Raw genomic sequence first — 26,999 nt, 5'->3', positions numbered from 1 at the left:
CGTACCGGGGGGCACCTGGTCAGCCGGGGTGGCAAAGGCGTGATGGTGTCGGCCTACGACCAGGCGGGCGGCAGCGGCACGGTGCTCGCGATGGACGAGACCAACGCGCAGTTCACGGACCACCAGGCATTCGCCAGCACGCTCGCGCAGTCCGCCGAAGCGTCGAAGGCCACGCCCGCCGACCTCAACGCACAGAAGGGCATCAACGCGGCACTCAAGGGGCTGGAGAAGCCTGGCGTGCTGCTGACAGGGTCTGGTCCGGTCGCCGTGGCGTCGGGCGATGGCGTGCAGCTTGCCGCCGACGGCTCGATCATCGGCACGGCGAAGAAGGGGATTCACTTCACCACGCTCAGGCGGTTCACGGTGGCGGCAAGTGACTTGCTGTCCCTGTTCACGCAGAAGGGCCTGAGCCTCGTTACGGCGGCGGGTGACTTCGTGGCGCAGGCCCAGCGCGGAAAGATGCAGTTCGCGGCGCAGAACGGCTTGACGATTGAATCGGTCAGCGACGTGGTTCATGTGAAGGCGGCGAAGGAAATCATCCTGAACGTGAGCGGCACCTACGTGAAGCTCAGCGGGGAAGGCGTCGAGATTGGCTCGCGTGGCGGGGTGCTGTACCGGACGGCCAGCGTGAAGGGCACCGGTCCCGCGCAGATGGACCTGGGCGGCGCGGCGTTCGCGCCGAAGTTCGTGCCGTACACGACCGACTGCGAGGTATGGCGGACCAATCCGAAGTTTGTGGTGCCACCGCCCGCATCTGCGCCACTCCCGGCGCAGTGGGAGGGACTGGCGAATACGGGAGCGGTGCCGCCTGCGCCTGCAATCGCACCTGCACCCAGCAGCAAAATGACCGACTTCTCGCCATTCGATGGCAAGCCGTCGAATGTGGACTCTGGAGTGCGGAAGGCAAAGGTTACGTTCAGTAGCCCTGACGATCAGCAGCAGTCTTTTATTGCGCCTGATCCCATCAAGCTGGTGAGTGCAGTTCCATGCGACTGGAACATCTCGGACCTGAAGGTTGACGTAACGCAGCATGTTGAAGCGAGGTCGTATTGGGGTAGGTTGAATAACCGGACACCCTGGAAAAGCGCGGACGGCACAGTGTGGTATCGGGGCGGTGGTTCGAGGAATTCAAATTTTGAGTTTGCATACAGCGAGAAAGACAAGGCGATTACCTGCACGGTTCGCGTGATGCTGGTTCCGATGGACCTGTTTCCCGTCGATCTGAAAGGCGTGCGCGATACGTCGGTGTCTGCTGACGAAGCAACGGTTCCATACGAGTTTTCCGCCCAATCACAAATGACGCCCGGAATGGTGTTGCAGGGTGTAAAGATGGACTACCGCGATGCGGTTGGGCCTGAGTTTGATGTCAGGGCGTTAATCAGCCGCATCGAGGCGGTGCTAAATCAGGGCGGTTACAAGCTGATCCTGGACGGCTGTTCCAGGGGCGCGGCGTGCGGTTGCCGGGTAAAAGTTAGTTTTAAGGTCGATCTGCGTGTATCGATCAAGGGTGTGCCGATTGACGGATTCAACCCGCACGTATCGTTGAAGCTGTTCCCGCTCGTGCTTCGGGCGGATACGGGGGCATGGGGAGAGAAGCATAAATATAAAAAAGATACGAAAATTTTTGATTACCCGGATGCAAATGTCGAGGCACATGAATGCGGGCACTATTTCAACTTTCCCGATGAATATTACGATCAGGGCGGCTGGCTTCACGAATCTTATATTGATGATAAGGAGCAGATCGATTTTTCGTTGATGGATGCGAAAGCGGGTGCAATGGTTTGGCAAGGGCATTCGCAAACCGACGCAACCTTCGTTGGCGCTAATGTCATGGGTGATGGTGCTAATGCGGTATTAGAAAATGGGCGCGTTACGGCGGCTGTCAAGCCATATTACCTGGAGTATGTGCGGAGGCAGTTTTCGCTCGCAACGAACAAGTTGTGGAGGGTTGGCTATCTCTCGAAATCCACGGATTGAACGGTTGAGATATGTAGCCATCTGCTTGTCTCTGATTGGAAGCTATGCACATGCAGAAGCGGTAAAAATAGGGAGTCAAGCGATGCAATTTGCCTATACGACAAACGGCGCCGTCGGCAGCATCAATAGATATGGAAACAATGAAGTCTCGGTTTCTGGAGATGTACTGACGGTCCAGATTGGTGATTCTGATGGAAATCGGAATATCAGTGGAGTTGGTATATATCAGTTAAAACTCTCAAACCAGAATCTGGAAGATGCCAGGCAGCTTGCGAAGTTGCTGTGTTCCCCCAAGGACCCGAATAGTGACGTAACGCTTCCTGATCTCTATGGTGCGAGATGCGGCGGGGAGATGCGGAGCAGCTACATCAGGGATTTCAGTCGTCCTGTGGTAACCCAGATAGTTCAGTTGGTTGACTCGCTCACGAATGCTGGGGTTCAGGATGGGCGAAAGTTGGTGAAGCTAGACCTTTCGCTGGTTTCAATTGACCGCGAAAAGGATGGGTTTCTGGTGTCCGTCAGATTTAGCAATAGTGGCGAGTATCCGATCAAGTTTAAGACGCCGGATAGGTGGGACACCAGAATGGGTCAGGATAGCCTGGGTGTAAGTGACACGAAGAGCGGCATGTCAGCAAAGTTCGGCCTTGGTCTAGCTGGGCAGACTTTGGTTGACTCCGCACAGTTTCCCGATGGCGAGGTCAATCTTGCCCCGCATAGTGTCGTGGTTTTGAAGGTCAAGACGAACCAGGTCGATAAATTCTCTGCCGGCACCTACGATTTATATGCGGGCGCATTCATGCGGATGGAAGCCATCGGAATCCGGTCCAGTCTGCTCTATGTCGATTTCCATTCGGACTACAAGAACCCTACCCGCATCACGTTTGACCGCGACTACCCCTCGACACCCCAGGAGCGCGAGCAGTGGGAAGCGATGCACAAAGCAGAGATGTCGTGGCAACCGGTCAAGCCAGGGCAGACCTTCTCCGAAGACGGCTTGTACCGCGCAGTGCGTACCGACAACGGCCATCGCGGCCTGTTGCTCAAGCCATTCAAGGCCGGGGAGGTGGCGACCACCGGGCGCGTGACGATGCCGATGCAGGAACTGCCCGATGTCAACATCGACGGGCCGGTGCAGTGGCTATGGGCGGGCAGCGCGCCGACACCCGTCAAGCCATGGTCGCCCGACCTCATCGAAGGCACCGAGCACACGTGTGACCCTGGCGCCGCCTGCCCACGCAGCGGCCGATGGCTTGCGCGTACGGCGACGCGGGACTGGCAGTACAGCTACGACCTCGCGCGCATTGCGACCCGCAGCCGGGGAGAGCGCATGCCGGTTGACGAGGGGACAACATGGGAATGGCTGGGGCTCTGACAGTCGCGGGTCCCGCGCGACGTGCCCCGCAGCATCCGCGACGAAACGACTAAGCCTTGCCCCCACGCATCGCCCGAAAACCCTTATGCAACAGGGGGTTGGTGCGGTTGGGCGCAAGTTGTCCCCAGCCTTGCCAACAAAATCTGTGGGTAACTCGAACGCCGGACTCATACCCGCGCAGACATAAAAAAGGGAAGGCGCAGTGCCTTCCCTTTCTTCACGAAGCGACGACGTCTTACTTCTTCTCGTCGTTCAGCTGCGGCAGCGTATAAGCGGCGCCCGGCGCGAGCAGGCCGACCTTCGAGTACACACGCAGCTTCTCGCGCGTATCGGTGATGTCGAGGTTGCGCATCGTCAGCTGGCCGATACGGTCGCGCGGCGAGAACGTCGAGGCGACCTTCTCCATCGACAGACGCTCCGGCTGATACGTGAGGTTGTCCGACTTCGTGCTGAGGATCGAGTAGTCGTTGCCGCGGCGCAGTTCGATCTTCACTTCGCCGGTGATGGCGCGCGCCACCCAGTGCTGGGCCGTTTCACGCAGCATGATGGCTTGCGGGTCGAACCAGCGGCCCTGGTAAAGCAGGCGGCCCAGACGGCGGCCGTTCTCGCGGTACTGCTCGATGGTGTCTTCGTTGTGGATGCCCGTCACGAGGCGCTCATAGGCGATGTAGAGCATCGCCAGACCCGGGGCTTCGTAGATGCCGCGGCTCTTCGCCTCGATGATGCGGTTTTCGATCTGGTCGCTCATGCCCAGACCGTGGCGGCCGCCGATGCGGTTCGCTTCGAGCAGCAGTTCCACGGCGTTCGGGAACGTCTGGCCGTTCAGCGCGACCGGCTGGCCTTCCTCGAAGCGGATCGTCACTTCTTCGCGGTCGATCTTGACGTCGTCGCGCCAGAACGCCACGCCCATGATCGGGTTCACGATCTTGATGCCGCTTTCCAGGCTTTCGAGGTCCTTCGCTTCGTGGGTTGCCCCGAGCAGATTCGAGTCGGTCGAATAGGCCTTCTCAGCCGACATCTTGTACTCGAAGCCCGACTGGCGCATGAACTCCGACATTTCCGAGCGGCCGCCCAGTTCGTCGATGAACTGCTGGTCGAGCCACGGCTTGTAGATCTTCAGGTCCGGATTGACGAGCAGGCCATAGCGGTAGAAGCGCTCGATGTCGTTGCCCTTGTAGGTCGAACCGTCGCCCCAGATGTTGACGCCGTCTTCCTTCATCGCCGCCACGAGCATCGTGCCCGTCACAGCGCGGCCAATCGGGGTCGTATTGAAGTACGTCACGCCGGCCGTCGAGATGTGGAACGCGCCGCACTGCAGGGCGGCGATGCCTTCCGCCACGAGCTGCGCGCGGCAGTCGATCAGGCGTGCACCGGCGGCGCCGTATTCGGTCGCGCGGCGCGGGATCGAATCGTAGTCGTCTTCGTCGGGCTGGCCCAGGTTCGCCGTATAGGCGTAAGGCACGGCGCCCTTGAGCTTCATCCAGTGCAGCGCGGCGCTGGTGTCGAGGCCGCCGGAGAAGGCGATACCGACCTTTTGGCCGGTCGGAAGGCTTTCAAGAATTGTGCTCATGATGAGAAAGAACCCGGTAGAACGAGAATACGGAAGGAATTCGGTCGAATCGTCAAGTATCTTGTATCCCCGGCCTTTCGGCAAGCCTGGCGGGGAGGGCCACAGGCCCGGTTCGACGCGGCATCCGCGTTAATAAAAAGGGGCGCAGCGAGGGCAAGTGCTCAGCGCAGGCTGTCCCAGGCGGCTTCGATCGCATGCAGTGCGCCCATCACGATCGAACGGTTCAGCGCCGCGGCCAGCACGCCGTCGCGTTCGGCGTAGGCCTCGCACAGCCGCTGGTGGTCGGTGCAGGAACGCTGCAAGCGGCCTGGCAGCGAGGTGCTCAGGTGGCGCAGGCGGTTCGTGCGCATGCGCATGGAGTCCAGCACCTCCTTGAAGATGCCGTTGCGGCTCACGCGCAGTTCCTCGTCGCGAAACGCGACGTTGGCCCAGAAGTAGCCGTCCACGTCACCTTTGGCCGCGACTTCGGCCAGCTTGCCATGCGCGCGCCACAGCGCGGCGATGTCCTCGTCCGTGGCGTGCTCGACGATCGCGAGCGACACCTGACCGTAGAGCAGGGCGCGCAGCGCGTAGATCTCGCGCACTTCCTTCAACTGCATGGCGGCCACGCGCGGGCGGCGGCGCGGCGACCAGTCGACGAGCCCCTCGCGCGTGAGCGCGAAAAGCGCCTCGCGCACGGGCGTGCGGCTCACGCCGAAGCGTTTGGCGAGATCGACCGAATTCAGGTCGTCGCCGGGACGCAGCCGGCCTTCGATGATGCCGCGCGCCACCCAGTCGACGATCTCGGCCACGCTCGACTGCTCGCCCGTTTCCGGGGCGACCATCACGCCGACATCTTCATCCATGCGCATTCCCCCGAGGCGCCGCGACCGGGCGCAGCGCCGCCGATTGTAACAAATCCAGTACCGGCTTCGCCTTCGAAGGCGCAGGCCGGCTATTTAAGTGTATACACTAAGGCGAGAATGTCACTGTGCGAAACGAAGAATCGCCATATACTGAATGTAACTGTCGACACTAACACAATTCAATCGGCTACCCGTCAGGCAAGGAGACGCCATGTACATGGGAACTGAGATTGCCGGCTCAACGCACGTCGAGGCGAGCGTCTCGGCGCGGCTCGACCGGCTGCCGCCCACGCGGTACTTCCGCGGGCTGGTCGCACGCATCGCGGTGGGCGGATGGTTCGAGTTCTACGAAATGTTCATGGCGGCCTATATTTCGCTGGGCCTCATCCACAGCGGGCTGTACCGCGCCACCACCGCCGGCCTCTTCGACGTGAACGGCTTCGCCAGCTTTCTCGGCTCGTTCTTCGCGGGCATGTTCGTCGGCACGGTGGCGCTGGGCGGCGTCACCGACCGCTTCGGGCGGCGCATCGTGTTCACGTTCGCCATGCTGACGTACTCCGTGGCGAGCTTCATCGCCGCCTTCCAGCATTCGCCGCTGGGCATGGACGCCTGGCGCTTCGTGGCGGGCGTGGGCATCGGCATGCAGCTCATCACTGTCGACACTTATATCTCCGAGCTCACGCCGCGCGATGCGCGCGGGCGCTACACGGCATTCAGCATCCTCGTCATTCTCACTTCGGTGCCCGTGGTCGCGGTCATCTCCTATGCGCTCGTGCCACGCACGTTCCTCGGCATGGAAGGCTGGCGCTGGGTGATGATCATCGGCGCGGCCGGCGCGGTGTTCATCTGGTTCATTCGCCACGGCTTGCCGGAATCGCCGCGCTGGCTCGAGAGCAAGGGGCGCGTGAGCGAGGCGCGCCAGATCGTCGACGAGATCGAGCGCAAGGTGGTCGCCGAAACCGGCAAGCCGCTCGCCGAGCCGCCCGAAGGCCCGGCTGCGAGCCAGCTGGAGGCGCGCGGCGCGTGGATCGAGATGTGGCAGGGCCGCTACTTCAAGCGCACGGTGATGCTGTCGCTGTTCAACTTCTGCCAGACCTTCGGCGTGTATGGCTTTGGCGCGTGGGTGCCGGTGCTGCTGTACTCGAAGGGCATCACGATCACGCATTCGCTGCTCTACACCATGGTGATCGCCATCACGACCCCGCTCGGCGCCATTGGCGCCATGGCGTGCGCGGAACGCTTCCAGCGCAAGTGGCAACTGGTGGGCTGCGCCGTCGTCGTGGCCGTGGCGGGCGTGATGTTCGGCCAGGTGCGCGACCCCGTGCCGATCCTGCTGTTCGGCAGCGCGGTGACGATCGCGAATAACTGGCTCATCGGCATCTTCCACACCTATCAGGCCGAGCTGTATCCCACGCGCATTCGCGCGCGCGCCGTGGGGTTCGTCTTCAGCTGGAGCCGGGTGAGTTCGATCTTCGTCGGCTTCTGGGTGGCGGCGCTGCTCAAGCACTACGGCGTGCCCGCGGTGTTCCTGCTGATCTCGTCGGCCATGGTCGTGATCGTCGTGGCGGTTGGCGTGTGGGGGCCGAAAACCAACGGTGTACCTTTAGAGGAGTTGTCGCAATGAGTGGTTCCATCGCCGCCGCATTCGCGCAGGGCTTGTATGCGCTGGCACAGCGTCCCTTGCCCGCCGACGTCCTGAACGAAGCGAAGCGCTCGTTCATCAACGTTGCAGGCACAACGATCGGCGCCTGCATGCATCCGGGCGTGGAGGCGATACTCGCTACCGCGCGCGATCTCGGCGCCGCCCATGAGGCGGGCGTGCTCGGTCGTACGGAGCGCATCGACGTGCATTTCGCCGCGCTGGCGAACGGCTTCGCCGGCCACCTCGACGATTTCGACGATACGCATCTCGTCACCGTGATCCATCCGGCCGCGGCCACGCTCGCAGTGCTCACCGCGCTCGCGCCGCAAACGCGGCCCACCGGCGCGCAGGCGCTTACGGCGTTTGCGCTGGGCTGCGAGGCGCAATTGCGCGTGGGCGTGGCGATTTCGCCTGAGCACTACGACCGGGGCTGGCATATCACGGGCACGTGCGGCGTGATGGGTTGCGCGGTGACGGCGGCGCTGTTGCTCGGCCTCGACGAAGTCCAACTCAAGGAGGCTGTATCGATTGCCGCCTCGATGTTCGTCGGGCAGCGCGAGGCCTTCGGCACCATGACCAAGCCTTTTCATCCCGGCAAGGCGGCTGCCAACGGCATCGACGCGGCACGGCTCGCCCAGCACGGGCAGCGCGCCGCCGAGGACATTTTCGAAGCGCCGGGCGGTTACGCGAGATCGCTCTCGACGAAGGTGGACTTCGAGCGCATGAACGGCGATTTCGGCGAGCGCTGGGAGTTGTTATTCAACACCTACAAGCCGTATCCGTGCGGGATCGTCGCGCATCCGGCCATCGATGCCGGCCTCGCGATTGCGGAGCGCATTGCGGATGCCGGTTCGATCGACGCGATCGTGCTGCGCTGCCATCCGCTCGTGCCGGAATTGATGGGCAACCCGCAGCCTCGTGACGGCCTGCAGGCGCGCTTCAGCGCGATCCATGGTGTGGCCGCCGCGCTGTGCGACGGCCAGGTGGGCCTCGCGCAATACGACGACAGCCGCGTGACGCGCGACGACGTGACGGCGCTGCGCGCGAAGACGACGCTCGCGCCCGACCCCGCCGTGAACCGCGACGAGGCGTACATCGAAGCGCGGCTTCACGACGGCAGCGTGGTCGCGCATCACATCGAACATGCGCGCGGCAGTCTCGCGCGGCCCCTGACCGACGACGAACTGCTCGACAAGGTGCGTCTGCTGATCGACCCGCGGCTTGGCGCGGGCGCGGCGGATCGTATTGCCGCTGCCGTCGCGAACGTGGAGCGCGCCGCCAGTCTCGATGCGTTCTTCGCCCTTTGCACGCCGAACAAGGATCTGGTTCATGCATAACCCCACCGCTCATTCCGCCGTTGCCGATGCGTTCGTGGCGCTTGCCGCGGCGAAGCCTGGCGAGCGCGAACTCGAAGCCGCGCGCAGCGCCGTGGCGAACGCGCGCCGCTGCGCCGCGCAGCCCCGCGACGCCAGCCCGCTGAGCGCCATGCTTGCGCAGGCCACCGATGCGCGCTCGCGCGCATGGCAGCTCGGCGCCGTGCTCGCCACGCTGGATGCGGGGTCGACCGCCGCGCCCGCCGTGGCGGCGGCGCTTGCATTAGGTGAGTCTCTCGAAGCCGCCGACGATGACATCGCCGCCGCCGTCGCGGTCGGCACGCGCGCTTCGGCGCGGCTGGGCGCCGCCGTCGACGACGAAGCGTTTCGTGCGCGCTGGAACGTGGCTGCGTCGCTCGGCATCGTAGGGGCGACGCTCGCGGCTGCGCGCCTGCTCGGCCTCGACGCGCTGCGCACGCGCCACGCGCTCGGGATCGCCGCCACGCAGGCCGCGGGGCTTGCGCGCAACGTGGGCGAAGCCATGGGTGCGCTGGAAACCGGCAAGGCGGCCGCCGACGCCATCGAAGCGGCCTTGCTCGCGAAGCACGGCTTCACGAGCGCAGCGGCGTCGATAGACGGACGGCGCGGGCTGGCCGCGCTGATGGCCTACCGTTTCGACGCGGGAGCGATTACCGCATGAGCCGCGCCGGATAAAACGATGTAAATACGGATGCCGAACGGATAACGATGCCAATAACGCCTTCGCCTTCGCGCCGCCGCATGCTTCAGTGCGTCGCGGCGTGCAGCATGCTGCCCGTCGTCGGCGCAAAGCATGTGTTTGCCGCCGACGACACGTCACCCTCGTCATCGCCGGACGACACCGACATCACCGGGCAGCTTGCGCGCTACATCGTTGCTGCGCGCGACAAGCCGTTGCCCGACGCCGTGCTGGTCGAATGCAAGAACCACATTCTCGATACCTTTGGCGCGATGGTCTCAGGCTCGCGCATGCGTCCCGGCATGCTGGCGACGCAATACGTGCGCACGCTCGGCGGCGCGCCGCAGGCCTCGGTCGTCGACTCGGACCTGCGCACGAGCACGGTGAACGCCGCGCTCGCCAACGCCATGTGCGCGCACTCCGACGAAACCGACGACTTCGAGCCCGTCACGAAGGCGCACCCCGGCTGCTCTACGGTGCCCGCCGCGCTCGCGCTAGGCGAAGCGCAGGGCGCATCCGGCGCGGCGCTCGTACGTGCCGTCGCGCTCGGTTACGACACGGCGTGCCGGCTCCTCATGGCGCTCGGCCCGGACCTCGTGCGCGCATCGCATCGCAGCGCCGAAGGCACGGCCTCGACGTTCGGTGCGCTTGGCGCGGCCGCGGCGCTCACGCGGCTCGACAAACGCCAGACGCGTTATGCAATCTCCTACGCGGCGCAACAGGTGTCGGGGCTGTGGAGCTGGGTGAAGGATCGCGACCACATCGAAAAGGCCTTCGATTTCGCGGGCATGGGCGCGCGCAACGGCGTGATGGCGGCGACGATGGTGCAGTCAGGCATGACCGGCGTGACCGATGTGCTCGACGGTACGCACAATCTCTTCATCGCGCTTTCCACGAAGCCGCAGCCGCTGGCGATGATCGACCAGCTCGGCAGCCGCTTTTTCGTGACGGAAACGGCGATCAAGACGTATTCGGTGGGCTATCCGATTCAATCGCCGCTCGATGCGTTGCTCTCCCTGCGGCGGCAATATCAGCTCACGCCGGACAAGGTCCGCACGGTGGTCGTGAAGGTGCCGCCGGACGCCCTCGGCATTGTCGGTGATAGCGCGATGCCCGACGTCAACTGCGCCCACATGGTCGCGCTGGCGCTCGTGAAGGGCACGGTGTCGTTCGCGGACAGTCACGACGTCGCGCTCATGCGCGATCCGCAGATCCAGGCGCAACGCGCGAAGGTGACGGTCGTTGCCGACCCGAAGCTGCGCGACCCGGCCGCGCCCCGTGGCGGCATCGTAGAAGTCACGTTGACCGACGGGCGCACCGTGAGCCACTACACGCGCTTTCCACCCGGCACGAAAGAGAACCCGCTGAGCGTCGCCCAGGTGAACGAAAAGGCGCGCGATCTCATGGAGCCAGTGCTCGGCGAGCAGAAGACCGCGCAACTGATCGAGCGGATCAATGCACTGGAGCACGTCGCGAACGTCGCCGGCCTGCGGCCGCTGTTCACGGCGTGAAGCGTTCGCTACGGCATGCGCGTTCGGGAAGTATCCACACCTTGCTCGTCCTTCATGCCCAATAGGGCGACGGACTCCGTGCCGGGCCGCCGCGTGGCTTTCCAGATCATCAGCAGGTGGTAGTAGAGGCGCGGGCTGAAGCCGAACCGGTACGCGTAGAGATTGCCGAGCGCGAGCTGCAGCCCGGCGCGCGCCTCGCGATTGCGCGCGAGCAGCGAGACCACGATCGGCACGAGCCGGCGCATGGCGAGCTTGCGAGCCGGTTCGAGTTCGCGCGGCAGCGCGAGGCCGTTGAGAAAGCGCCACGCTGAAATCGACGAGGCATTGATGCTCGTGCGCGTTGCCTGGGATACCGAAACGTCGGTGATGCGATAGCACGAGACGTATTCGTTCACGTAGCACACGCGTTTTGCCGCGAGGCACAGGCGCGTGCCGAACACGTAATCGCAGCAGGTGCCGTAGTGGTCGTCGTAGCCGATGCGCTTGACGAGCGCCGCATCGGCGAGCCAGCCATTGTTGGGGAACATCTGCACGATGCCCACGCGGCCCGGCGGGTATTGAAGCCCCGCGGCGCTGGCCGTGCGCTGATACGCGATGTTCATGCGTTCGCTAGCCGCGTGCATGATGCGCCCGTCGTGATCGGTTTCGTATTGATCGCCGAACGCCACTTCCAGATCCGGATAACGCTGCCACTGCGCGAGCAGCTTCTCGATACAGTGCACGAGCAGGTAGTCGTCGTCGTGGATCAGGAGGATCTTGTCTCCGCTCGCCCGCTCGAAGAGGCTGGCCACGTTGGGCGCCTGGCCGAGCGCGGGCGCGTTGCGCCGGTAGGCGATGCGCGGGTCGTCGCCGTAACGCGAGGCAATCAGTTGCTGCGTGCGATCGTCGCTCGAGTCGTCGCCGATCACGATCTCGATGTTCGCATGCGTTTGCATGAGGCACGATTCGATGCAGCGAACGAGCAGTTCAGGCCGGTTGTACGTCGGCAGGCAAATGGAGACCTTCGTTGTTGTCGTCATGGGCAGACCCCAGTGCTTGAGGGATACGGAGACGTTCGCAAAGGCGGGTTCGTAATACGAACTTCATCCGTTGCACATGACGGTAAATGAACAAAACGCGAAAGAAATTGAAAATAATTCGCAAGGAATGCGTTTTGCGCAGCGCGGCCCGCAGAGCCCCCGCCGGCGGGCATCCGCACAAAATGCCGATGTTTGATCTGATGAATCGGAAAGAAAATCCGGGCCGCAAAATAATCGGGAAGGCGTCGAGGGCGGACTGAGTGCCGGAACAGTCAGGTCATTCGCGTTAACATTGGCGCTCCGCCCGAAACGACCGCCGGCACCCATGGCCTCCATCTCCTACGCCCACAAACCGCTCACGCCGTTTCGCCGTGCGCTCGCACGCTTCTCCCTCTCCGAACTCGCGAAATACACGAAACTCACGCTCGGCATGTGGATCGGCTTCGGCGTGCCGTACGCATGCGGCTATCCCGAGGCGGCCGTCGCGCTCTCCGGCTCGGCCATGCTCACGCTCGCGCTCGGCAGTTCCATCTCGGCGGCGCGCGGGTACTTCTACAAGCGCGTGATGTCGAACCTCGTCGCGATGCCGATCGGCACGCTCCTGATCTGGCTGACCGCGCCGCACCTGTGGCTGGGCGTGATCCTGCTGCCGCTCGTGATCTTCACGATCGTGCGCATCCGGCCTTCGGTGTTCCAGATGACGAGCATCACCGTGCCGATGACGCTCGTGCTCTACACGGGCGAGCACATACCGTTGCTCGAGCAACGGCTGATCGGCGTGGTGCTCGGCATGCTGCTCGGTTTCCTCATCCAGCAGATTGCTTTTCCGCCCGATCACGGCTTCTGGGCAAATACGCTCGTGAACGACGGCAACGCACAGGCCGAGGCCTTGCTCACCGAGGTTGCCACGAAAACGCTGGACCGCGCGAAACTGAAATCGGCGACGGCCGCGCTGCGGGTGTCGAGCAGCAATCTGAAGCAGGCGCACGATCTCCTCAAGTCGGACCTGGAGCAGTCGTGGGTGTCGGCGCATCTGAAGCGCAATCGCGATCGCCTGCCGCTGTTTTCGTGCTACCACGAGCTGTTCGACTCGATCGTCGGCTTCCTCGAAACGCTCGACACGTTCAACGCGCAATACGAGGCGCTCGATGCGCAATGGAAAGAGGCATACCGGCGCGGCTTCGCGCGCCTCGTGGACGTGCACCGGCAACTGGCTTCACAGGCCGACCTGCGGGTGGAACGCCCAGGTCTGCTCGTGGAGCCGCTGACTCGCGAGGAACTGCATGCGCTTGTCGAAGCGCTGCCCGCAACGGGCGTGTTCACGAGCGTCTATCTTGGGCATTTGACCGGCTACGGCATCCTGCTGAGCCGTTTGAGCGACATGCATACCGAACACTTGCGCAAAGCGTGATCGCCGCGCTCATTCCTCGCGGATCTTCCCGGCGATCCGCGCGGCGGCGGCCTGCAGATCGCCCAGATGGCGTGCGGCCATTTCCTCCACCTTGAAGAGCCGCTCGATCCACACGATGTTGATGCACGCGGCCACCGAGCCGTCGGGCGCCGCGATCGGCACCGCGAGCGCGGACAGGCCGTCGTTGTATTGCGCGCGCGATTTGTCGTATGCGCCGCCGAAGCTCGTTTCGCGTGCGCCATAGCCGATCCGCCGCGTTTCATCGAGCAACTGCCTGAGGTAGCGGCGATCGTGCGCGCGCTCGTCGCCCGGGCGCTGGCCGGTGCGCAAGGCTTCGAGGATGGACTCGCGTTCCTCGTCGGGGCAGAACGCCAGGTATGCGCGCCCGACCGCGGAGCGCAGCATGTTGATTTCATACCCGAGCTTGTCGCGATTGACGACGAAGTAAGAGCGCGTGCGGTTCGACTCGCATAGCGCCATGGTCGTGCCGCGCCGCACGGCGAGATCCGAAGGCCAGAGGATACGGCCCTGCAACTCGTCGAGTTCCGTCACCGCGCATTCGATCAGATGGTCCACGCGGTCGAGCCGCCGCGCGCGCGCCTGCAGCGTATAGCTCGGGCGAAAGAGCCCATCGGCCAGGCGCTGCCAGATCAGCCCCTGGCGCTCCAGCGTCAGAAGAATGCGCAGCAGCGTGGCCTTGGGAATGCCCGTGTGCAGATGCAGGTCGTGCAGGCTCGCGGCCTGCAGTTCCTGCAAGGTCTTGAGCGTGGTGAGGCCCCGTTCGAGGGCGTCGATGGTCTTGACTTTGGGGGACCACATGGCCGATTCCGCTGCGTTTCACTCGGTGAAATCTTCGCAGAAATCGCTGGGTCGCGCACCTGGGCTGAACTACGCTGCGTCCATCAGAAGGAGACAAAGATGGAGACAGTGAAGAACATTCTGTTCGTCATGTGCGATCAACTGCGCTGGGACTACCTGTCCTGCTATGGGCATCCGACGCTGCGAACGCCGCATATCGATGCGCTCGCGCGGCGCGGCGTGCGCTTCGAGCGCGCGTACGTGCAAAGCCCCGTTTGCGGGCCGTCGCGCATGTCGTACTACACGGGCCGTTACGTGGCGAGCCACCGAGCGTACTGGAATTTCGTGCCGCTGCCCGTTGGCGAGTTGACGCTCGGCGACTATCTGCGAGCGCGCGGCATGCGCGTCGCGCTTGCGGGTAAAACACACATGGTGGCCGACAAGGCCGGCATGCAGCGCCTCGGCATGACGCAGGAGTCGCCGGGCGCGACGCTGGTGGAGGAGTGCGGTTTCGAGCCCTTCGACCGCGACGACGGCATTCACCCGGGCCTGTTCGGCGCGCGCGTGGAAACGCCGTATTGCGATTATCTGCGCAGCAAGGGCTACGAGGGCGACAATCCCTGGCACGACTATGCAAATTCGGCGCAAGGTCCCGGCGGCGAAATTCTGAGCGGCTGGAAGATGCGCCACGCGGCGCAGCCCGCACGCATTCGCGAGGAGCATTCGGAAACGCCATACATGATCGATCGCGCGATGACGTTCATCCGCGAGCAGGGCGACGCGCCGTGGTGCCTGCACCTGAGTCTCATCAAGCCGCATTGGCCGTATATGGCGCCCGCGCCCTACCACGACATGTACGGCCCCGAGGACGTGAAGCCTGCCGCGCGCACGCTCGACGAGCGCGAACGTCCCCATCCCGTCTACGAAGCCTTCATGAAGCACGACGAGAGCGTGAGCTTCTCGCGCGAGGAAGTGCGCAAGACGGTCGTTCCCACTTACATGGGGCTCGTGAAGCAGATCGACGATCACCTCGGCCGCCTGTTCGCGTTCCTGCGCGTGAGCGGCCGCGAGCAGGACACGATGATCGTGTTCACGAGCGACCACGGCGACTATCTGGGCGACCATTGGCTCGGCGAAAAGGAACTCTTTCACGACGCGGCCGCGCGTGTGCCGCTCATCGTGGTCGATCCGCGCCCCGCAGCCGACGCCACGCGTGGCACGGTCGAGCGCCGGCTCGTCGAGGCGATCGACCTGCTGCCCACGTTCCTCGAAGCCGCCGGCGTGGAGGTTCCGGGCCATATCGTCGAAGGACGTTCGTTGCAGCCGCTTTTGCACGGCATGAAGGACGTGGCGTGGCGCGACGCCGTGTTCAGCGAGTTCGACTACTCGTTCCGTACGCGCACGCGCACGCAGCTTGGCCGGGAGCTGGACGGCTGCCGCTGCTTCATGGTGTTCGACGGCCGCTGGAAATACATCCATTACGACGGTTTCGCGCCGCAACTGTTCGATCTCGCCGAAGACCCGGACGAACTGACCGACCTCGGCCGCGAAGCCGCGCACGCAAGCGTGCGCGCACTCATGCACGAGCGCCTGTTCGACTGGCTGCGCCATCGCACCTTGCGACAGACGGCGCCCGCGCGCTTCGTCGAGCGCTGGACGGAAGTCTCGGAGAAGGGCGGCATTCTGCTTGGCGACTGGTAGCGGCCGCACGGGGCCCCCGGCCCCCGCAGCGGTAGCGCCGGGACATTCATTCTTATAAGCAGGAGACACCATGTACCGCCCAGTCAGAGGCTGCTGCGCAGCCCTTCTCGCGGCGCTGGGGATGGCGTTGCCAGTCATGGCGCATGCCGCCACGACGCTGGTCGTCAACGCCTTCTTGCCGCCGCAGCACATCTTCAACGTCGATGTCATGAAGCCGTGGGCCGAAGACATCGAGCGCGTCACGCAAGGGCGCGTCAAAGTCGTGTTTCCCCCCACCAGCATCGGCTCGCCGCAACAACAGTGGGACGTGGTGCGCAAGCGTATCGTGGACGGCGCATACATTTTCAACGGCCTGATCCAGAACAAGGCGAGCCTCGTGCAGCTCGCGCATCTGCCGCTCGGCTCCTCCACTGCGGAAGGCATGTCGGTCGCGCTGTGGCGCACCTACGAAAAATACTTCACGCAGGCCGACGAGTATCGCGACGTCCATCTGCTCGCGCTCGTCGTGTTTCCGGCTGGGGAAATCTACAGCCTCAAGCAGCCCGTCACGTCCCTGGCTGCCATACGCGGCGTGAAGTACTGGGCGCTTCCCGGCGTCGCCTCGACGCTGATGGATCGCGGCGGCGCAGGCGTGGTCGCCACGCCCGCCGCGAAAATGAGCGAGCTGGTGGCGGGCGGCACCGTGGACGGCTTTGTCGGCATTCCCGAGATGGACGCGGCGCGCTTCAACGTGGTCCGCTACGCACGCTACGAGACGAGCGTGCCCGGCGGCATTACCGCGCCGAGCTTCTCGCTCTTCGTGAACAGTCAGGTGTGGGCGTCGATCGCGCCGGCCGACCGCGCGGCCATCACCGCGCTTTCGGGCGAGGCGTTCGCCCACCGCATGGCCGTAATCGACACGGCGAACCAGCATGCACGCGAGGAGGCCGTCGCAAAGGGACTCAAGGTGATTGCGCCAACGCCGGCCTTCGTCGACGCGCTTCGCTCCCTGGCGCAGCCCATGGACGCGCACTGGATCGCCCACGCAGACGAACTCCACGTGGACGGCGCATCGGCGCTCGCCTACTACCGCGACGAAGCGAAACAGGAGGCAAGATGAGCCACGCCCATCTATCGGCTGCCTCGACCCCGCCCGGCGCGAGCACGGAAGGCGAGAACGGCCGCCGCGAGCGCATCGTCTCCCTCTGGCTCCGGCGCTCGCTCGGCGCCGTCGTGGCGCTCGTGCTGCTCTCGATCATGGGCCTCACGTTCTGCGACGTGTTCATGCGCTACTGGTTCGCCGCGCCCATACGCGGCGCTTCCGAGATCGTGCGCTTCGCGATGGCGATCCTCATTTTCTCGGCGCTTCCGCTCGTGACGCTCAGTCAGCAGCACATCACCGTGAATCTGCTGCAGGGGCGCTTGGGGCGGCTGGGCAGCTGGCTGCAGCACCTGTTCGTGCTGCTCGTGAGTCTCGTGGCGGTCGGCATCATGACCTGGCAGCTCGCCAGCGACGGCGCCGACCTCGCACACAACCGCATCACCACGACCGTGCTGGAGTGGCCGCTCGCGCCGCTCAGCACCTTCATGAGCGTGCTTTCGGGCGTCACGCTGCTCGTGCTGCTTGCGCTCACGTTTGATCACCTCGCCGCGCTCGGCCGCAAGGAGACGTCATGACACTCGCACTCTGCGGCTTCGTCGCCGTTCTGCTGTTCGCGTTCGTGGGGGTGCCGCTCGGCTTTGCGATGCTCGGCATCGGCGTGGGCTGTTTCGCGTTGATCCGCGGCTGGGAGCCCGCGCTCGCCATGGCCGGCATGACGATCGCCGACCTTGCCGCCAACGAGAATCTGAGCGTGTTGCCGATGTTCATCCTGATGGGCACGTTCATCTACAAGGCCGATCTCGCCGAGGAACTCTACGACGCGGCCAACGCGTGGATCGGCCACTTCAAGGGCGGTCTCGCGCACGCCACGGTGCTGGCCTGCGCGGGCTTCGCCTCGATGTCGGGCAGCTCGATCGCCACGGCCGCCACGATGACCAAGGTCGCGATGCCGCCGATGCGCCGCCATCGCTATGCGGACAGCCTGGCCGCCGGCTGCGTGAGCTCGGGCGGCACGCTGGGCGCGCTGATTCCACCGAGCTTTCCCTTGCTCATCTATGGCGTCCTGACTGATCAGGATATCGGCAAACTCTTTATCGCAGGCATTGGGCCGGGATTGCTGCTTGGCTCGCTGTTCCTGCTCTCGATCTGGTGGACCGTGCGGCGCGATCCCGCCAAGGGCCCGCGCGGCGAGCGCGTGGACTGGCCCACGCGCTTCGCCAAGCTTGGCAAGATCTGGGGCGTGCTCGCGCTGTTCCTGCTCGTCGTGGGCGGCCTGTATGGCGGCATCTTCACGGCAACGGAGGCGTCGAGCGTGGGTGCAACGGGGGCGCTCGCGTTCGCCGCGCTGCGCCGCAAGCTCACGTGGGCGCTGCTGTTCGAGTCGCTCGTGGAGGCGGGCAAGACGACCGCGATGATCTTCGCCATCGCTTTCGGCGGCATGGTGTTCGCAAACTTCATCACAATGTCGGGCCTCACCGCCACGCTGGTCGCATGGATTCACGCGCTGCATCTGCCGCTGCTCGGCGTGATCGCTGTCATCACCTGCATCTACATCGTGCTCGGCTCGCTCATGGAAGCGCTCGCGATGATGCTGCTCACCATTCCCGTGTTCGCCGCCGTGGTCCAGCCGCTCGGCGCGAACATGATCTGGTTCGGCATTTACGTGGCGATGATGATGGAGATCGGCATGATTCATCCGCCCGTGGGCATGAATGTGTTCATGGTGAAGACCATGTTGCCGGAGTTGTCGATTCGCACCATTTTCCGCGGGACGGTGCCGTTTCTGTGCGCCAACATCGTCGCGCTTCTGGTGGTGATTCTCGTGCCGGGCGTGGCGCTCGGACTCGTGCAACTCATGCGCTGAATGCGTACCGCCCGGCGCGCAAGCGAGCGTCTACCCGTAATTGTCCTGGGGTGGGCGCGTCGCGCCAGTACGTGCAGTGCGGCACACGCGCAGCGTCCCAACTGCCGTGCCCGCCGGCCTTGCGCGCCCGATTATTCGCGATCCGCGAATGACGTATTCGGGCGTTATCCGGTACTGATTACGCCGCGCTTGCGACTATCTTTGCCTCGTCGATGTCGACGGCGTCCTGCGAGCGTGCAGCGGTGCACGTCGCGTCGAACACCGTTTTCGAACATGAGCGTGTGGCGCGGCATCCGGCCGGCCCAAGGAGACAGAGATGAAACCGAACACATGGGACACGGCCTACGAATGGAAGGCCGTGACGCTGCTGGCGCTGGGCTTCGGCCTCGTGGGCCTCGACCGCTGGCTGATCGCGCCGCTGTTCCCGTCCATCATGAAAGACCTCAACCTCAATGCGCAGGATGTCGGCAATTGCATCGGCATCCTCGGCCTTTCGTGGGGCGTGTTCGCGGCGGTCATGGGCGGCATGTCCGACAAGGTGGGGCGGCGCAAGGTGCTGATTCCGGCGATCATCGCGTTCTCGCTGCTCTCGGGCTTCTCGGGCCTCGCAGGCGGCTTTGCGAGCCTGCTGGCCATGCGCGCGCTGATGGGCGTGGCCGAAGGCTCGTTCTGCCCGACCAGCTTCGCCGCCACGGCCGATGCCTCGCACCCGAAGCGCCGCGGCTTCAATCTCGGGCTTCAGCAAAGCGGCTTCGCGCTGTTCGGGCTCGCGCTTTCGCCGATCATCGCCACGCAGTTGCTGGGCGTGATGAGTTGGCGCGGGGTGTTCGCGCTCGTCTCGGTGCCGGGCCTGATTCTCGGCTTGCTGATGTACCGCGTGATCCGGGAGCCGCAAGGCGCGCCTGCGCGCAACGCGGGTGCGTCTGCGGCAAAGGCCGAACGCGGCCACTGGCGCGACGTGATCCGCAGCCGCAACATTCCCGTGGCGATGGTCGCGCTGTTCTGCGCCATGACGGGCGTGTTCGTGCTCGGCGCCATGCTGCCGCTCTATCTCACGCAGTACCTTTCGCTCGACATGCAGCGCATGGGCGTGGTGGCCTCGGCAATTGGCTTTGGCGGTTTCGTCGGACAGTTCGGTTTGCCGGGGCTTTCGGATCTGCTGGGCCGGCGCCTGGCGAGCGTCATCGGCTTCGTGGGCACCGCTGTCATGCTGATCGTGTTTCGCGGTCTCGGCGCGCAACCGCTCGCGCTCTTCGTAGTGCTGTTCGCGGCGTCGTTCTTCACGCTCGGCCTCGTTTCGCTGCTCTCTGGGCCGGTTGCCACCGAAGCCGCGCCGGCCGGCATGGTCTCGACCTCGATCGGGCTCGTGGTGGGCGCGGGCGAAATCTTCGGCGGCGGCGTGGCGCCTGCGCTCGCCGGATTCGTTGCAGCGCACTTCGGTATCCAGAACATTTTGTGGCTGCCAATCGGCGCCGTTTTCCTCGGCGTGCTGGTGAGCCTCTTCCTCAAGGAAACCGCGCCCGCGAAGCTGCGGCGCAGCGAGGCCGCTGCCCCGGCTGTCGCCGCCGCGCCCTTGCCCGCAGCGGGCCAGGCCGAGTAGCGTGCGCGCGCCGTCCGTGTCGTCTTCTGCGGCTGCGCCGCCCGTGCAGGAGCGGCGCGGGCGACTGGGGGCGAGCCCTATACTTGAAGGGCCCGAACCCGAGAAGAAGAGAGGAGCATGGACCGATTCCTGAGCATCGAAGCCTTTGTGCGAGTGGCGGAAACGAGCAGTTTCGCGGAGGCGGCCCGGCAACTCGGCGTGACCAGTTCGGTCGTGACGAACCGCATCCAGCAACTGGAGAAGTTCGTCAACGCCCCGCTCTTTCATCGCAGCACACGGCACGTGCGCCTCTCCGAAGTCGGCGAGGCGTTTTATCGTGAATGCGCGGAGGTGGTGGGGCGTGTGAACGAGCTGACCGACCAGATGCGCGAGCTGCGCGCCACGCCCACGGGCAGGCTGCGCATCCAGATCTTGCCGGGCTTCGCGCTGGGTCATTTCGGCGCGCCGCTCGCCGAGTTCAACCGCCGCTATCCCGGCATCCAGCTCGATGTGATCGTCAACGACCGCGTGGTCGATCCGATCGAAGAAGGCTTCGACGTTGCTTTCCAGATCTTCCCGCCGATTTCCGATTCGCTGATCGAGCGGCGGCTCTTTTCGGTGCGGCGGCTCTTTTGCGCCACGCCCGCTTATGTAGAAGAGCATGGCGCGCCGCAGCATCCGCGCGAATTGCTGCAGCACACCACGGCGCTCTATTCGGGCTATCCCTCGCGCAACCGCTGGACGATGACACGCGGCGACGAAGTCGTGGAGATGGAGTTGCCCGGCATGATCCGCTCGAACTCGGTGCATTTGCTGCGCGATTACGCGCTCACGGGCGGCGGCGTGGTGTGCCTGCCTACGCTCGTGGCGAGCGAGGCGCTCCTCAACGGCTCGCTCGTCCCGATACTCACCGACTACCACCTTTCGGCGTTGAGCTTTGCCGCCGTGTATCCCTCCACGCAGCGCCAGGCCCTGAAAGTGAAGGCGCTGGTGGAGTTTCTGGCCGAGTATCTGGGCCCCGAGCCCGCGTGGGACGTGCCGCTGATCGAGCGCGGCTGGGTGCGCTAGGGCTTGCAACGATCGCCTGCCGCGATTCTTCGCGAAACGCGAATGCCGTAGTCGCCTGGTTGCCGGTTGTTGCCGCCGCGCAGCGCTCCTAAAGTTGATTCCAACGACACCTTCCAAAACAGGAGACAGCCATGACCGATTCGACATTCCACACCGTCTTCGGCTCGCTCGAGCAGTACCGCAAGGGCGAGATCGAAATCACGAGCGGCGACGCCCGCCACTATGTTTTCTCGAACGTCTTCGAAGTCGCCGCAAGCTCGGCGCCCTACGAAAAAGTCGTGGTCGGCAAGAACCTCGACTACGTGATCGAGGTGCTGCGCACGGAAGGACAGTCGCGCTGGTTCGCCTGCGCGCACGATGAGTTCGTGATCCTGATGGATGGCGAAGTACGTATCGACTTCATCAAGCTCGATACGCCGCTCGAGGGTGGTACGGGCACGGTCGACGCCGGCGAGCAGCCTGGCGGCCGCAAGATGGGCCACGTGGTGCTGCGCCGCGGGCATCAAGCGCTGCTGCCTGCAGGCTGCGCGTATCGCTTCAGCGCGCAGCAGGCCGGCGTGGCGCTCGTGCAGACCATGGCCGGTGAACTGTCCGTGCAGAAGTGGGCCGATATCTGCCTGCACTGAAACCACGCGCTAACCGATCACTCGACTACTGGAGACACCAAATGGCCACCCTCGAAACCCTCGACCACTCCGCAGGCTTTGCCGCCGACACCGTACGCGCGAGCGAGCCCGACGCCGTGACCGGCTATCGCCGCTACACGCTCGGCGCGTTCGAATTCACGCGCGACGAATACTTCGTGAAAGTGCTGTGGCCCGCGAAGGGGCAGACGCGCACCCACGCGATCCCCGCCGACGCCTTCCTGCGCGCCATGATGCGCGACGTAGCCTGGGGCTTCTTCTACGGCTGGGTGAATTTCGATCACGTGTTCGGCACGCGCAATCACTACGGCAAGGTAGACGTGTATGCGGGCTCGTTCAACGGCATCATGAAGGACGCCGGCGTGGACTATATCGAGACCTTCGAAACGCCCACCATCATGGCGACCTTCAAGGCGATCCTGCACGACTGGACCAACGAAGGCTTCGACCCGTTCGCCGCGCCCGAGGAAACCGGCACCGCATTCGGCCGCAAGCATGGCGACAACGACGCCGCGATCGAGCGCACGCGCATCGCCACGCGCCGCATGCCGGGCCTCGAAGGCGACTCGCCGCTGCGCGACGACCTCCCGGTGAACCGCGCCTTCGCCGACGTGCCGCAGGACAGCCCCGAAGTGCACGCCGAGCCAGGTTTCGAGGGCGAGCTGCACGCGTTCAATCTCTTCAAGTACCTCTCGCGCTCGGACGTGACGTGGAATCCTTCGGTCACTTCGGTGTGCGGCCAGAGCCTGTTCTGCCCGACCACGGAGGAGTACATCCTGCCGGTCTTCCACGGCAACGACCGCGTGGAGTGGTTCCTGCAGCTCTCCGACGAGATCGTCTGGGACATCGGCGACAAGAACACCGGCGCGCCGCGCGCCCGCATCACCATGCGCGCGGGCGACATCTGCGCGATGCCCGCCGATATTCGTCACCAGGGCTATTCGACCAAGCGTTCGATGCTGCTCGTGTGGGAGAACGCGACCGCCGGTTTGCCCAAGCGCTACGAGAGCGGCGAACTCAAGCCGTATCCGGTCGACTTCTGATCAAGTTTGGCAGCTACACAGTACGCCTAAGCATCAATCGAGGATTTACTCATGCAAACGCAATTGTTCATCGACGGCCGCTTCGTTGACGCTGTCGAGGGCGGCACCATCGACGTGCTCAATCCGCACGACGGCTCGCTGATCACGAAGATCGCCGCCGCCACTGCCGCCGACATCGATCTGGCCGTGGCCGCCGCCACGCGCGCCTTCCCGCAGTGGGCGGCGCTGCCGGCCGCCGAGCGCGGCCGCCTGCTGCTGCGTCTCGCCGACGCCATCGAAGCGAACGGCGAAGAACTCGCACAACTCGAATCGCTCGACACGGGGCACCCGATCCGCGACTCGCGCACACTGGACGTGCCGCGCACGGCGGCGTGCTTCCGCTACTTCGGCGGCATGGCCGACAAGCTGCAAGGCTCGGTCATTCCGGTCGAAGCGGGCTTTCTCAACTACGTGCAGCGCGCGCCCATTGGCGTGGTGGGCCAGATCGTGCCGTGGAATTTCCCGCTCATGTTCACGAGCTGGAAGATGGGCCCGGCGCTCGCAGCCGGCAACACGGTCGTGCTGAAACCCTCGGAAATCACGCCGCTTTCCACGCTGCGCATCGTCGAACTGATGGCGGAAGTGGGTTTTCCCGCGGGTGTCGTCAACATCGTGCCGGGCTACGGGCATACGGCCGGGCAGCGGCTCGCGGAGCACGAGGGCGTGGGCAAGATCGCCTTCACCGGCTCGACGGCTACGGGGCGGCGCATCGTCGAAGCCTCGCAGGGCAACCTGAAGCGCGTGCAGCTCGAACTGGGCGGCAAGGGCGCCAATATCGTGTTCGACGACGCCAATCTCGACGCCGCCATCAATGGTGCGGCCTGGGCGATCTTCCACAACCAGGGGCAGGCCTGCATTGCGGGGTCACGGCTGGTGCTGCACGAGCGCATCGCCGACGAATTTCTTGAACGGTTCGTGGCGCTCGCCGCTTCGATTCGTGTCGGTAATCCTTTGGACCCCGAAACAGAAATGGGGCCGCTCACCTCGCTGCAGCATCTGGAGCGCGTGAAGGCCTTCGTGGACGTGGCGCGCGAGCAGGGTGGGCGCGTCCTCACGGGCGGCAGCGCGCCACAGGACCCGGCGCTCGCCAACGGCTATTACGTGCGCCCCACGGTGATCGAGGCGAAGACGCCGGACGATCGCATCGCGCAGGAAGAGGTGTTCGGCCCGTTCGTGACCGTGCTGCGATTCAAGTCCGACGAAGAAGCGCTCGCGATTGCCAACGGCACCGACTACGGTCTCGGCAGTGGCTTGTGGACGCGCGACCTCTCGCGCGCGCACAGCATCGCGGGCAAGATTCGTGCGGGCATGTGCTGGGTGAACTGCTACAAGCGCGTGAATCCGGGCAGCCCGTTCGGCGGCGTCGGTCAATCGGGCTACGGTCGCGAAATGGGCTTCGAGGCGATGCACGACTACACGGAGGCCCGCTCGGTGTGGGTCAACGTGGACGCCCAGGTGCCGCCGCACTTCAAACGTTGAGGCACGTATGGATCGCTTCGTTTATCAGGGCTTGCCGTCGCGCGTGGTGTTCGGCTGGGGCAACCTCGCGCGGTTGCCCGAAGAAGTGGACCGGCTGGGCGCGCGCCGCGCGTTGATCCTCTCGACGCCCGAGCAGCGGCCCCTCGCCGAAGAAGTCGCGCGCCTGCTCGGCGAGCGCGCCGCGGGCATCCATGCCGAAGCGGTCATGCACGTGCCGGTGGAGGTCGCACGGGCCGCGCGCGAGAAGGCGGCGGCACTGGACGCGCAGTGCTGCGTGGCCGTGGGCGGCGGCTCGACCATCGGCCTTGGCAAGGCCATCGCGCTCGAATCGGCGCTGCCGATCGTCGCCGTGCCCACCACCTATGCGGGCTCGGAGATGACGCCCATCTACGGTCTCACCGAAGGGCGCCTCAAAAAGACCGGGCGCGACCTGCGCGTGCTGCCGCGCACCGTGATCTACGACCCGTCGCTCACCGTCTCGCTGCCCGCCGGCATTTCGGCGGCTTCGGGCGTGAACGCCATGGCGCACGCGGTGGAGGCACTCTATGCCGAGGACGCGAACCCGGTGATCAGCCTGATGGCCGAAGAATCGATTCGCGCGTTGGGCGAAGCGCTGCCGGTCGTCGTGCGTCGCCCGGACGACGCGGCGATGCGCAGTCGCGCGCTCTACGGCGCCTGGCTTGCGGGCAGCTGCCTCGCCGCTGTCGGCATGGCGCTGCATCACAAGCTCTGCCACACGCTCGGCGGCACCTTCAACCTGCCGCACGCGCAAACGCATGCGGTCATGCTGCCGCATACGGCGCACTACAACCACGCGGCCGCGCCAGAGGCGCTCGAGCGAGTGGCGCGCGCGCTTGGCGGCGCGCATGCGGACGAAGCCGGGCCACGGCTCTACGCGTTGAACGAGTCGCTTGGCATGGCGCTGTCGCTCGAGGCAATCGGCATGCCCGAAGCGGGCCTCGACGAAGCGGCCGATCTCGCGTGCACGAATGCCTACCCCAATCCGCGTCCGCTGGAGCGTGATGCGATTCGCGCGTTGTTGCAACGGGCGTGGGAAGGCGCGGCGCCGCGCTAGTTGGGCTGCGCCACGCCGCGTGCGTGGCGCACACAACAATGGAAAGGAGACAACCATGTCGATGCATGGCACCGAAGCCGAACGCGCCTTGACGGAACAGGTCGTGGGCCGCTTCGCGAACACACCCGACGCGCGCCTGCGCACGCTGATGCAAAGCCTTGTGCGGCACTTGCACGCCTACGTGCGCGAAGTCGAGCCGACGGAGGCGGAGTGGTTCGCCGCGATTCGCTTCCTGACCGAAACAGGCCAGATGTGCGACGACGTCGTGCGCCAGGAATTCATCCTGCTTTCCGATACGCTGGGCGTCTCGATGCTCGTCGACGCGATCAATCACCGTTACGCTTCCGGCGCGACCGATACGACTGTGTTCGGCCCGTTCTACATCGACGGCATGCCGGAACGCGCCTATGGCGAGAACATGGCGTTCACGCCGGGTACGCCGGCCCTCGTGCATGGCCGCGTGCTGACGACCGACGGCCAGCCCGTGGCGAACGCGCTGCTCGACGTGTGGCAGACGGCGGACAACGGCATGTACTCGGGGCAGGACACCGAACAGCCGCACGGCAACCTGCGCGGCCGTTATCGCACCGACGCCGAAGGCCGCTACGCGATCCGCACCATCGTGCCCGTGTGCTATCCCATTCCGACCGACGGCCCGGTAGGCCGCATGCTCAACGCCACGGGGCGGCATCCGTGGCGGCCTGCCCATCTGCACTTCATGATCACGGCGCCGGGCCACAGCACGCTCGTGACGCATCTGTTCAACCAGAACGACCCGTATCTGGATTCGGACGCGGTGTTCGGCGTGAAGCCCTCGCTGCTCGTGGATTATCGCGAGCACGCGGCGGGCGAAGCGGTTGCGCAGCAGTTCGGCTTCGAGGGCGGCTTTCGCGAGGCGCGCTACGACTTCGTGCTGGAGCGCGCATGAGACCGCACACGCGTTACTACGCCGTATTCGCCACCGACAAGCCCGGCATGCGCGAAGTCCGCGAGCGCGTACGTGCGGTACATCGCACGTATCTGCGCGCGGCCTCGCAGCGCGGGGTGTTCGTGCGGCTGGGCGGCTCGACGCTCGCGCCGCATTGCGACGCGCTCAACGGCACGCTGCTCGTGATCGAGGCGGAAGGATACGACGACGTGATGCGCTTCGTCCGCGACGATCCCTATACGCTGGCGGGCTTGTTCGAACACGTCGAGATCCGTCCGTGGGACTGGAATCTTGGCAATCCAGAGCAAAGAGTGTGAGC

At 64.8% G+C, this 26,999-nt stretch carries 23 protein-coding genes; 19 read left to right on the top strand and 4 right to left on the bottom strand.

The features are described from left to right. Positions 1 to 1,980, top strand: a 1,980-nt coding sequence (locus A3CW_RS0116315) for a DUF2345 domain-containing protein (RefSeq protein ID WP_028204533.1), incomplete at its 5' end; no start/stop codon positions are given. Positions 1,981 to 2,062: 82 nt separating this feature from the next. Next, entirely contained in the window at positions 2,063 to 3,352 is a 1,290-nt protein-coding gene (locus A3CW_RS0116310; RefSeq protein WP_154677956.1) for a hypothetical protein, read from the top strand. Between the two features lie 235 nt (positions 3,353 to 3,587). On the opposite strand, the gene argG is transcribed toward A3CW_RS0116310, so the two are convergent. Both argG and A3CW_RS0116300 read right to left on the bottom strand, forming a co-directional pair. Then, entirely contained in the window at positions 3,588 to 4,922 is a 1,335-nt protein-coding gene (argG, locus tag A3CW_RS0116305; protein ID WP_028204531.1) for an argininosuccinate synthase, read from the bottom strand. A gap of 161 nt (positions 4,923 to 5,083) precedes the next feature. Beyond that, on the bottom strand, positions 5,084 to 5,767 hold the full coding sequence (locus A3CW_RS0116300) for a GntR family transcriptional regulator (protein ID WP_028204530.1): 684 nt from the start codon (positions 5,765 to 5,767) through the stop codon (positions 5,084 to 5,086). Between the two features lie 211 nt (positions 5,768 to 5,978). On the opposite strand from A3CW_RS0116300, the gene A3CW_RS0116295 reads away from it, so the two are divergent. From A3CW_RS0116295 to A3CW_RS0116280, 4 genes are all read left to right on the top strand, one after another. Then, on the top strand, positions 5,979 to 7,391 hold the full coding sequence (locus A3CW_RS0116295) for an MFS transporter (RefSeq protein WP_051481496.1): 1,413 nt from the start codon (positions 5,979 to 5,981) through the stop codon (positions 7,389 to 7,391). Beyond that, positions 7,388 to 8,746, top strand: a complete 1,359-nt coding sequence (locus A3CW_RS0116290; RefSeq protein ID WP_035513077.1) for an MmgE/PrpD family protein — start codon at positions 7,388 to 7,390, stop codon at positions 8,744 to 8,746. Before A3CW_RS0116295 ends, A3CW_RS0116290 begins: the two co-directional genes overlap by 4 nt. Beyond that, positions 8,739 to 9,422 (top strand): MmgE/PrpD family protein, encoded by a 684-nt coding sequence (locus tag A3CW_RS0116285; RefSeq protein ID WP_028204527.1) that lies wholly within the window; start codon positions 8,739 to 8,741, stop codon positions 9,420 to 9,422. Before A3CW_RS0116290 ends, A3CW_RS0116285 begins: the two co-directional genes overlap by 8 nt. 107 nt (positions 9,423 to 9,529) lie before the next feature. Beyond that, a complete protein-coding gene (locus tag A3CW_RS0116280; RefSeq protein ID WP_211254063.1) occupies positions 9,530 to 10,951 on the top strand; it encodes an MmgE/PrpD family protein in 1,422 nt (473 codons plus the stop codon). 8 nt (positions 10,952 to 10,959) lie between these two features. Here the strand turns inward: A3CW_RS0116280 and A3CW_RS46470 are convergent, their stop codons facing one another. Continuing rightward, a complete protein-coding gene (locus A3CW_RS46470) occupies positions 10,960 to 11,970 on the bottom strand; it encodes a glycosyltransferase family 2 protein (RefSeq protein WP_035513076.1) in 1,011 nt (336 codons plus the stop codon). 325 nt (positions 11,971 to 12,295) lie between these two features. On the opposite strand from A3CW_RS46470, the gene A3CW_RS0116270 reads away from it, so the two are divergent. After that, positions 12,296 to 13,381 (top strand): aromatic acid exporter family protein, encoded by a 1,086-nt coding sequence (locus A3CW_RS0116270; protein ID WP_028204525.1) that lies wholly within the window; start codon positions 12,296 to 12,298, stop codon positions 13,379 to 13,381. 9 nt (positions 13,382 to 13,390) lie between these two features. Here A3CW_RS0116270 and A3CW_RS50575 read toward each other — a convergent pair whose 3' ends face one another. After that, positions 13,391 to 14,200 (bottom strand): IclR family transcriptional regulator domain-containing protein, encoded by an 810-nt coding sequence (locus A3CW_RS50575; RefSeq protein WP_028204524.1) that lies wholly within the window; start codon positions 14,198 to 14,200, stop codon positions 13,391 to 13,393. A gap of 99 nt (positions 14,201 to 14,299) precedes the next feature. Here A3CW_RS50575 and A3CW_RS46465 point away from each other — a divergent pair, with 99 nt between their 5' ends. From A3CW_RS46465 to A3CW_RS0116200, 12 genes are all read left to right on the top strand, one after another. Then, positions 14,300 to 15,880, top strand: a complete 1,581-nt coding sequence (locus tag A3CW_RS46465; protein ID WP_051481495.1) for an alkaline phosphatase family protein — start codon at positions 14,300 to 14,302, stop codon at positions 15,878 to 15,880. Between the two features lie 70 nt (positions 15,881 to 15,950). Then, positions 15,951 to 16,979, top strand: coding sequence for a TRAP transporter substrate-binding protein DctP (gene dctP / locus A3CW_RS50985; protein ID WP_154677955.1), 1,029 nt, complete (start codon positions 15,951 to 15,953; stop codon positions 16,977 to 16,979). Next, the gene (locus A3CW_RS46460) at positions 16,976 to 17,536 is read left to right on the top strand and encodes a TRAP transporter small permease (RefSeq protein WP_051481494.1); all 561 of its coding nucleotides are present in this window, start codon (positions 16,976 to 16,978) and stop codon (positions 17,534 to 17,536) included. The genes dctP and A3CW_RS46460 overlap by 4 nt, the downstream gene beginning before the upstream one ends. Next, complete coding sequence (locus tag A3CW_RS0116245) at positions 17,533 to 18,825, top strand: TRAP transporter large permease (RefSeq protein WP_028204522.1); 1,293 nt, start codon at positions 17,533 to 17,535, stop codon at positions 18,823 to 18,825. Before A3CW_RS46460 ends, A3CW_RS0116245 begins: the two co-directional genes overlap by 4 nt. 316 nt (positions 18,826 to 19,141) lie before the next feature. Next, positions 19,142 to 20,425, top strand: a complete 1,284-nt coding sequence (locus tag A3CW_RS0116235; RefSeq protein WP_028204521.1) for an MFS transporter — start codon at positions 19,142 to 19,144, stop codon at positions 20,423 to 20,425. Between the two features lie 117 nt (positions 20,426 to 20,542). Then, positions 20,543 to 21,472 carry a LysR family transcriptional regulator gene (locus A3CW_RS0116230; protein ID WP_028204520.1) on the top strand — a complete coding sequence of 310 codons (930 nt, stop codon included), beginning with the start codon at positions 20,543 to 20,545 and terminating at the stop codon, positions 21,470 to 21,472. A gap of 131 nt (positions 21,473 to 21,603) precedes the next feature. Beyond that, the gene (locus tag A3CW_RS0116225) at positions 21,604 to 22,098 is read left to right on the top strand and encodes a cupin domain-containing protein (RefSeq protein ID WP_028204519.1); all 495 of its coding nucleotides are present in this window, start codon (positions 21,604 to 21,606) and stop codon (positions 22,096 to 22,098) included. A gap of 41 nt (positions 22,099 to 22,139) precedes the next feature. Further along, a complete protein-coding gene (locus A3CW_RS0116220; RefSeq protein WP_028204518.1) occupies positions 22,140 to 23,159 on the top strand; it encodes a hydroxyquinol 1,2-dioxygenase in 1,020 nt (339 codons plus the stop codon). A gap of 51 nt (positions 23,160 to 23,210) precedes the next feature. Beyond that, entirely contained in the window at positions 23,211 to 24,677 is a 1,467-nt protein-coding gene (locus A3CW_RS0116215; protein ID WP_028204517.1) for an aldehyde dehydrogenase family protein, read from the top strand. Positions 24,678 to 24,684: 7 nt separating this feature from the next. Next, positions 24,685 to 25,752 (top strand): maleylacetate reductase, encoded by a 1,068-nt coding sequence (locus A3CW_RS0116210; RefSeq protein ID WP_028204516.1) that lies wholly within the window; start codon positions 24,685 to 24,687, stop codon positions 25,750 to 25,752. Positions 25,753 to 25,807: 55 nt separating this feature from the next. Next, positions 25,808 to 26,680, top strand: a complete 873-nt coding sequence (locus A3CW_RS0116205; RefSeq protein ID WP_028204515.1) for an intradiol ring-cleavage dioxygenase — start codon at positions 25,808 to 25,810, stop codon at positions 26,678 to 26,680. Continuing rightward, positions 26,677 to 26,997 (top strand): YciI family protein, encoded by a 321-nt coding sequence (locus A3CW_RS0116200; protein WP_028204514.1) that lies wholly within the window; start codon positions 26,677 to 26,679, stop codon positions 26,995 to 26,997. The genes A3CW_RS0116205 and A3CW_RS0116200 overlap by 4 nt, the downstream gene beginning before the upstream one ends. Positions 26,998 to 26,999: the final 2 nt, after the last annotated feature.

This window comes from Paraburkholderia nodosa DSM 21604 (assembly GCF_000519185.1).
Lineage (GTDB): Bacteria > Pseudomonadota > Gammaproteobacteria > Burkholderiales > Burkholderiaceae > Paraburkholderia > Paraburkholderia nodosa.
The sequence above is the reverse complement of the archived record's forward strand: the minus strand, read 5'-3'. Positions and strand labels throughout refer to the sequence as shown.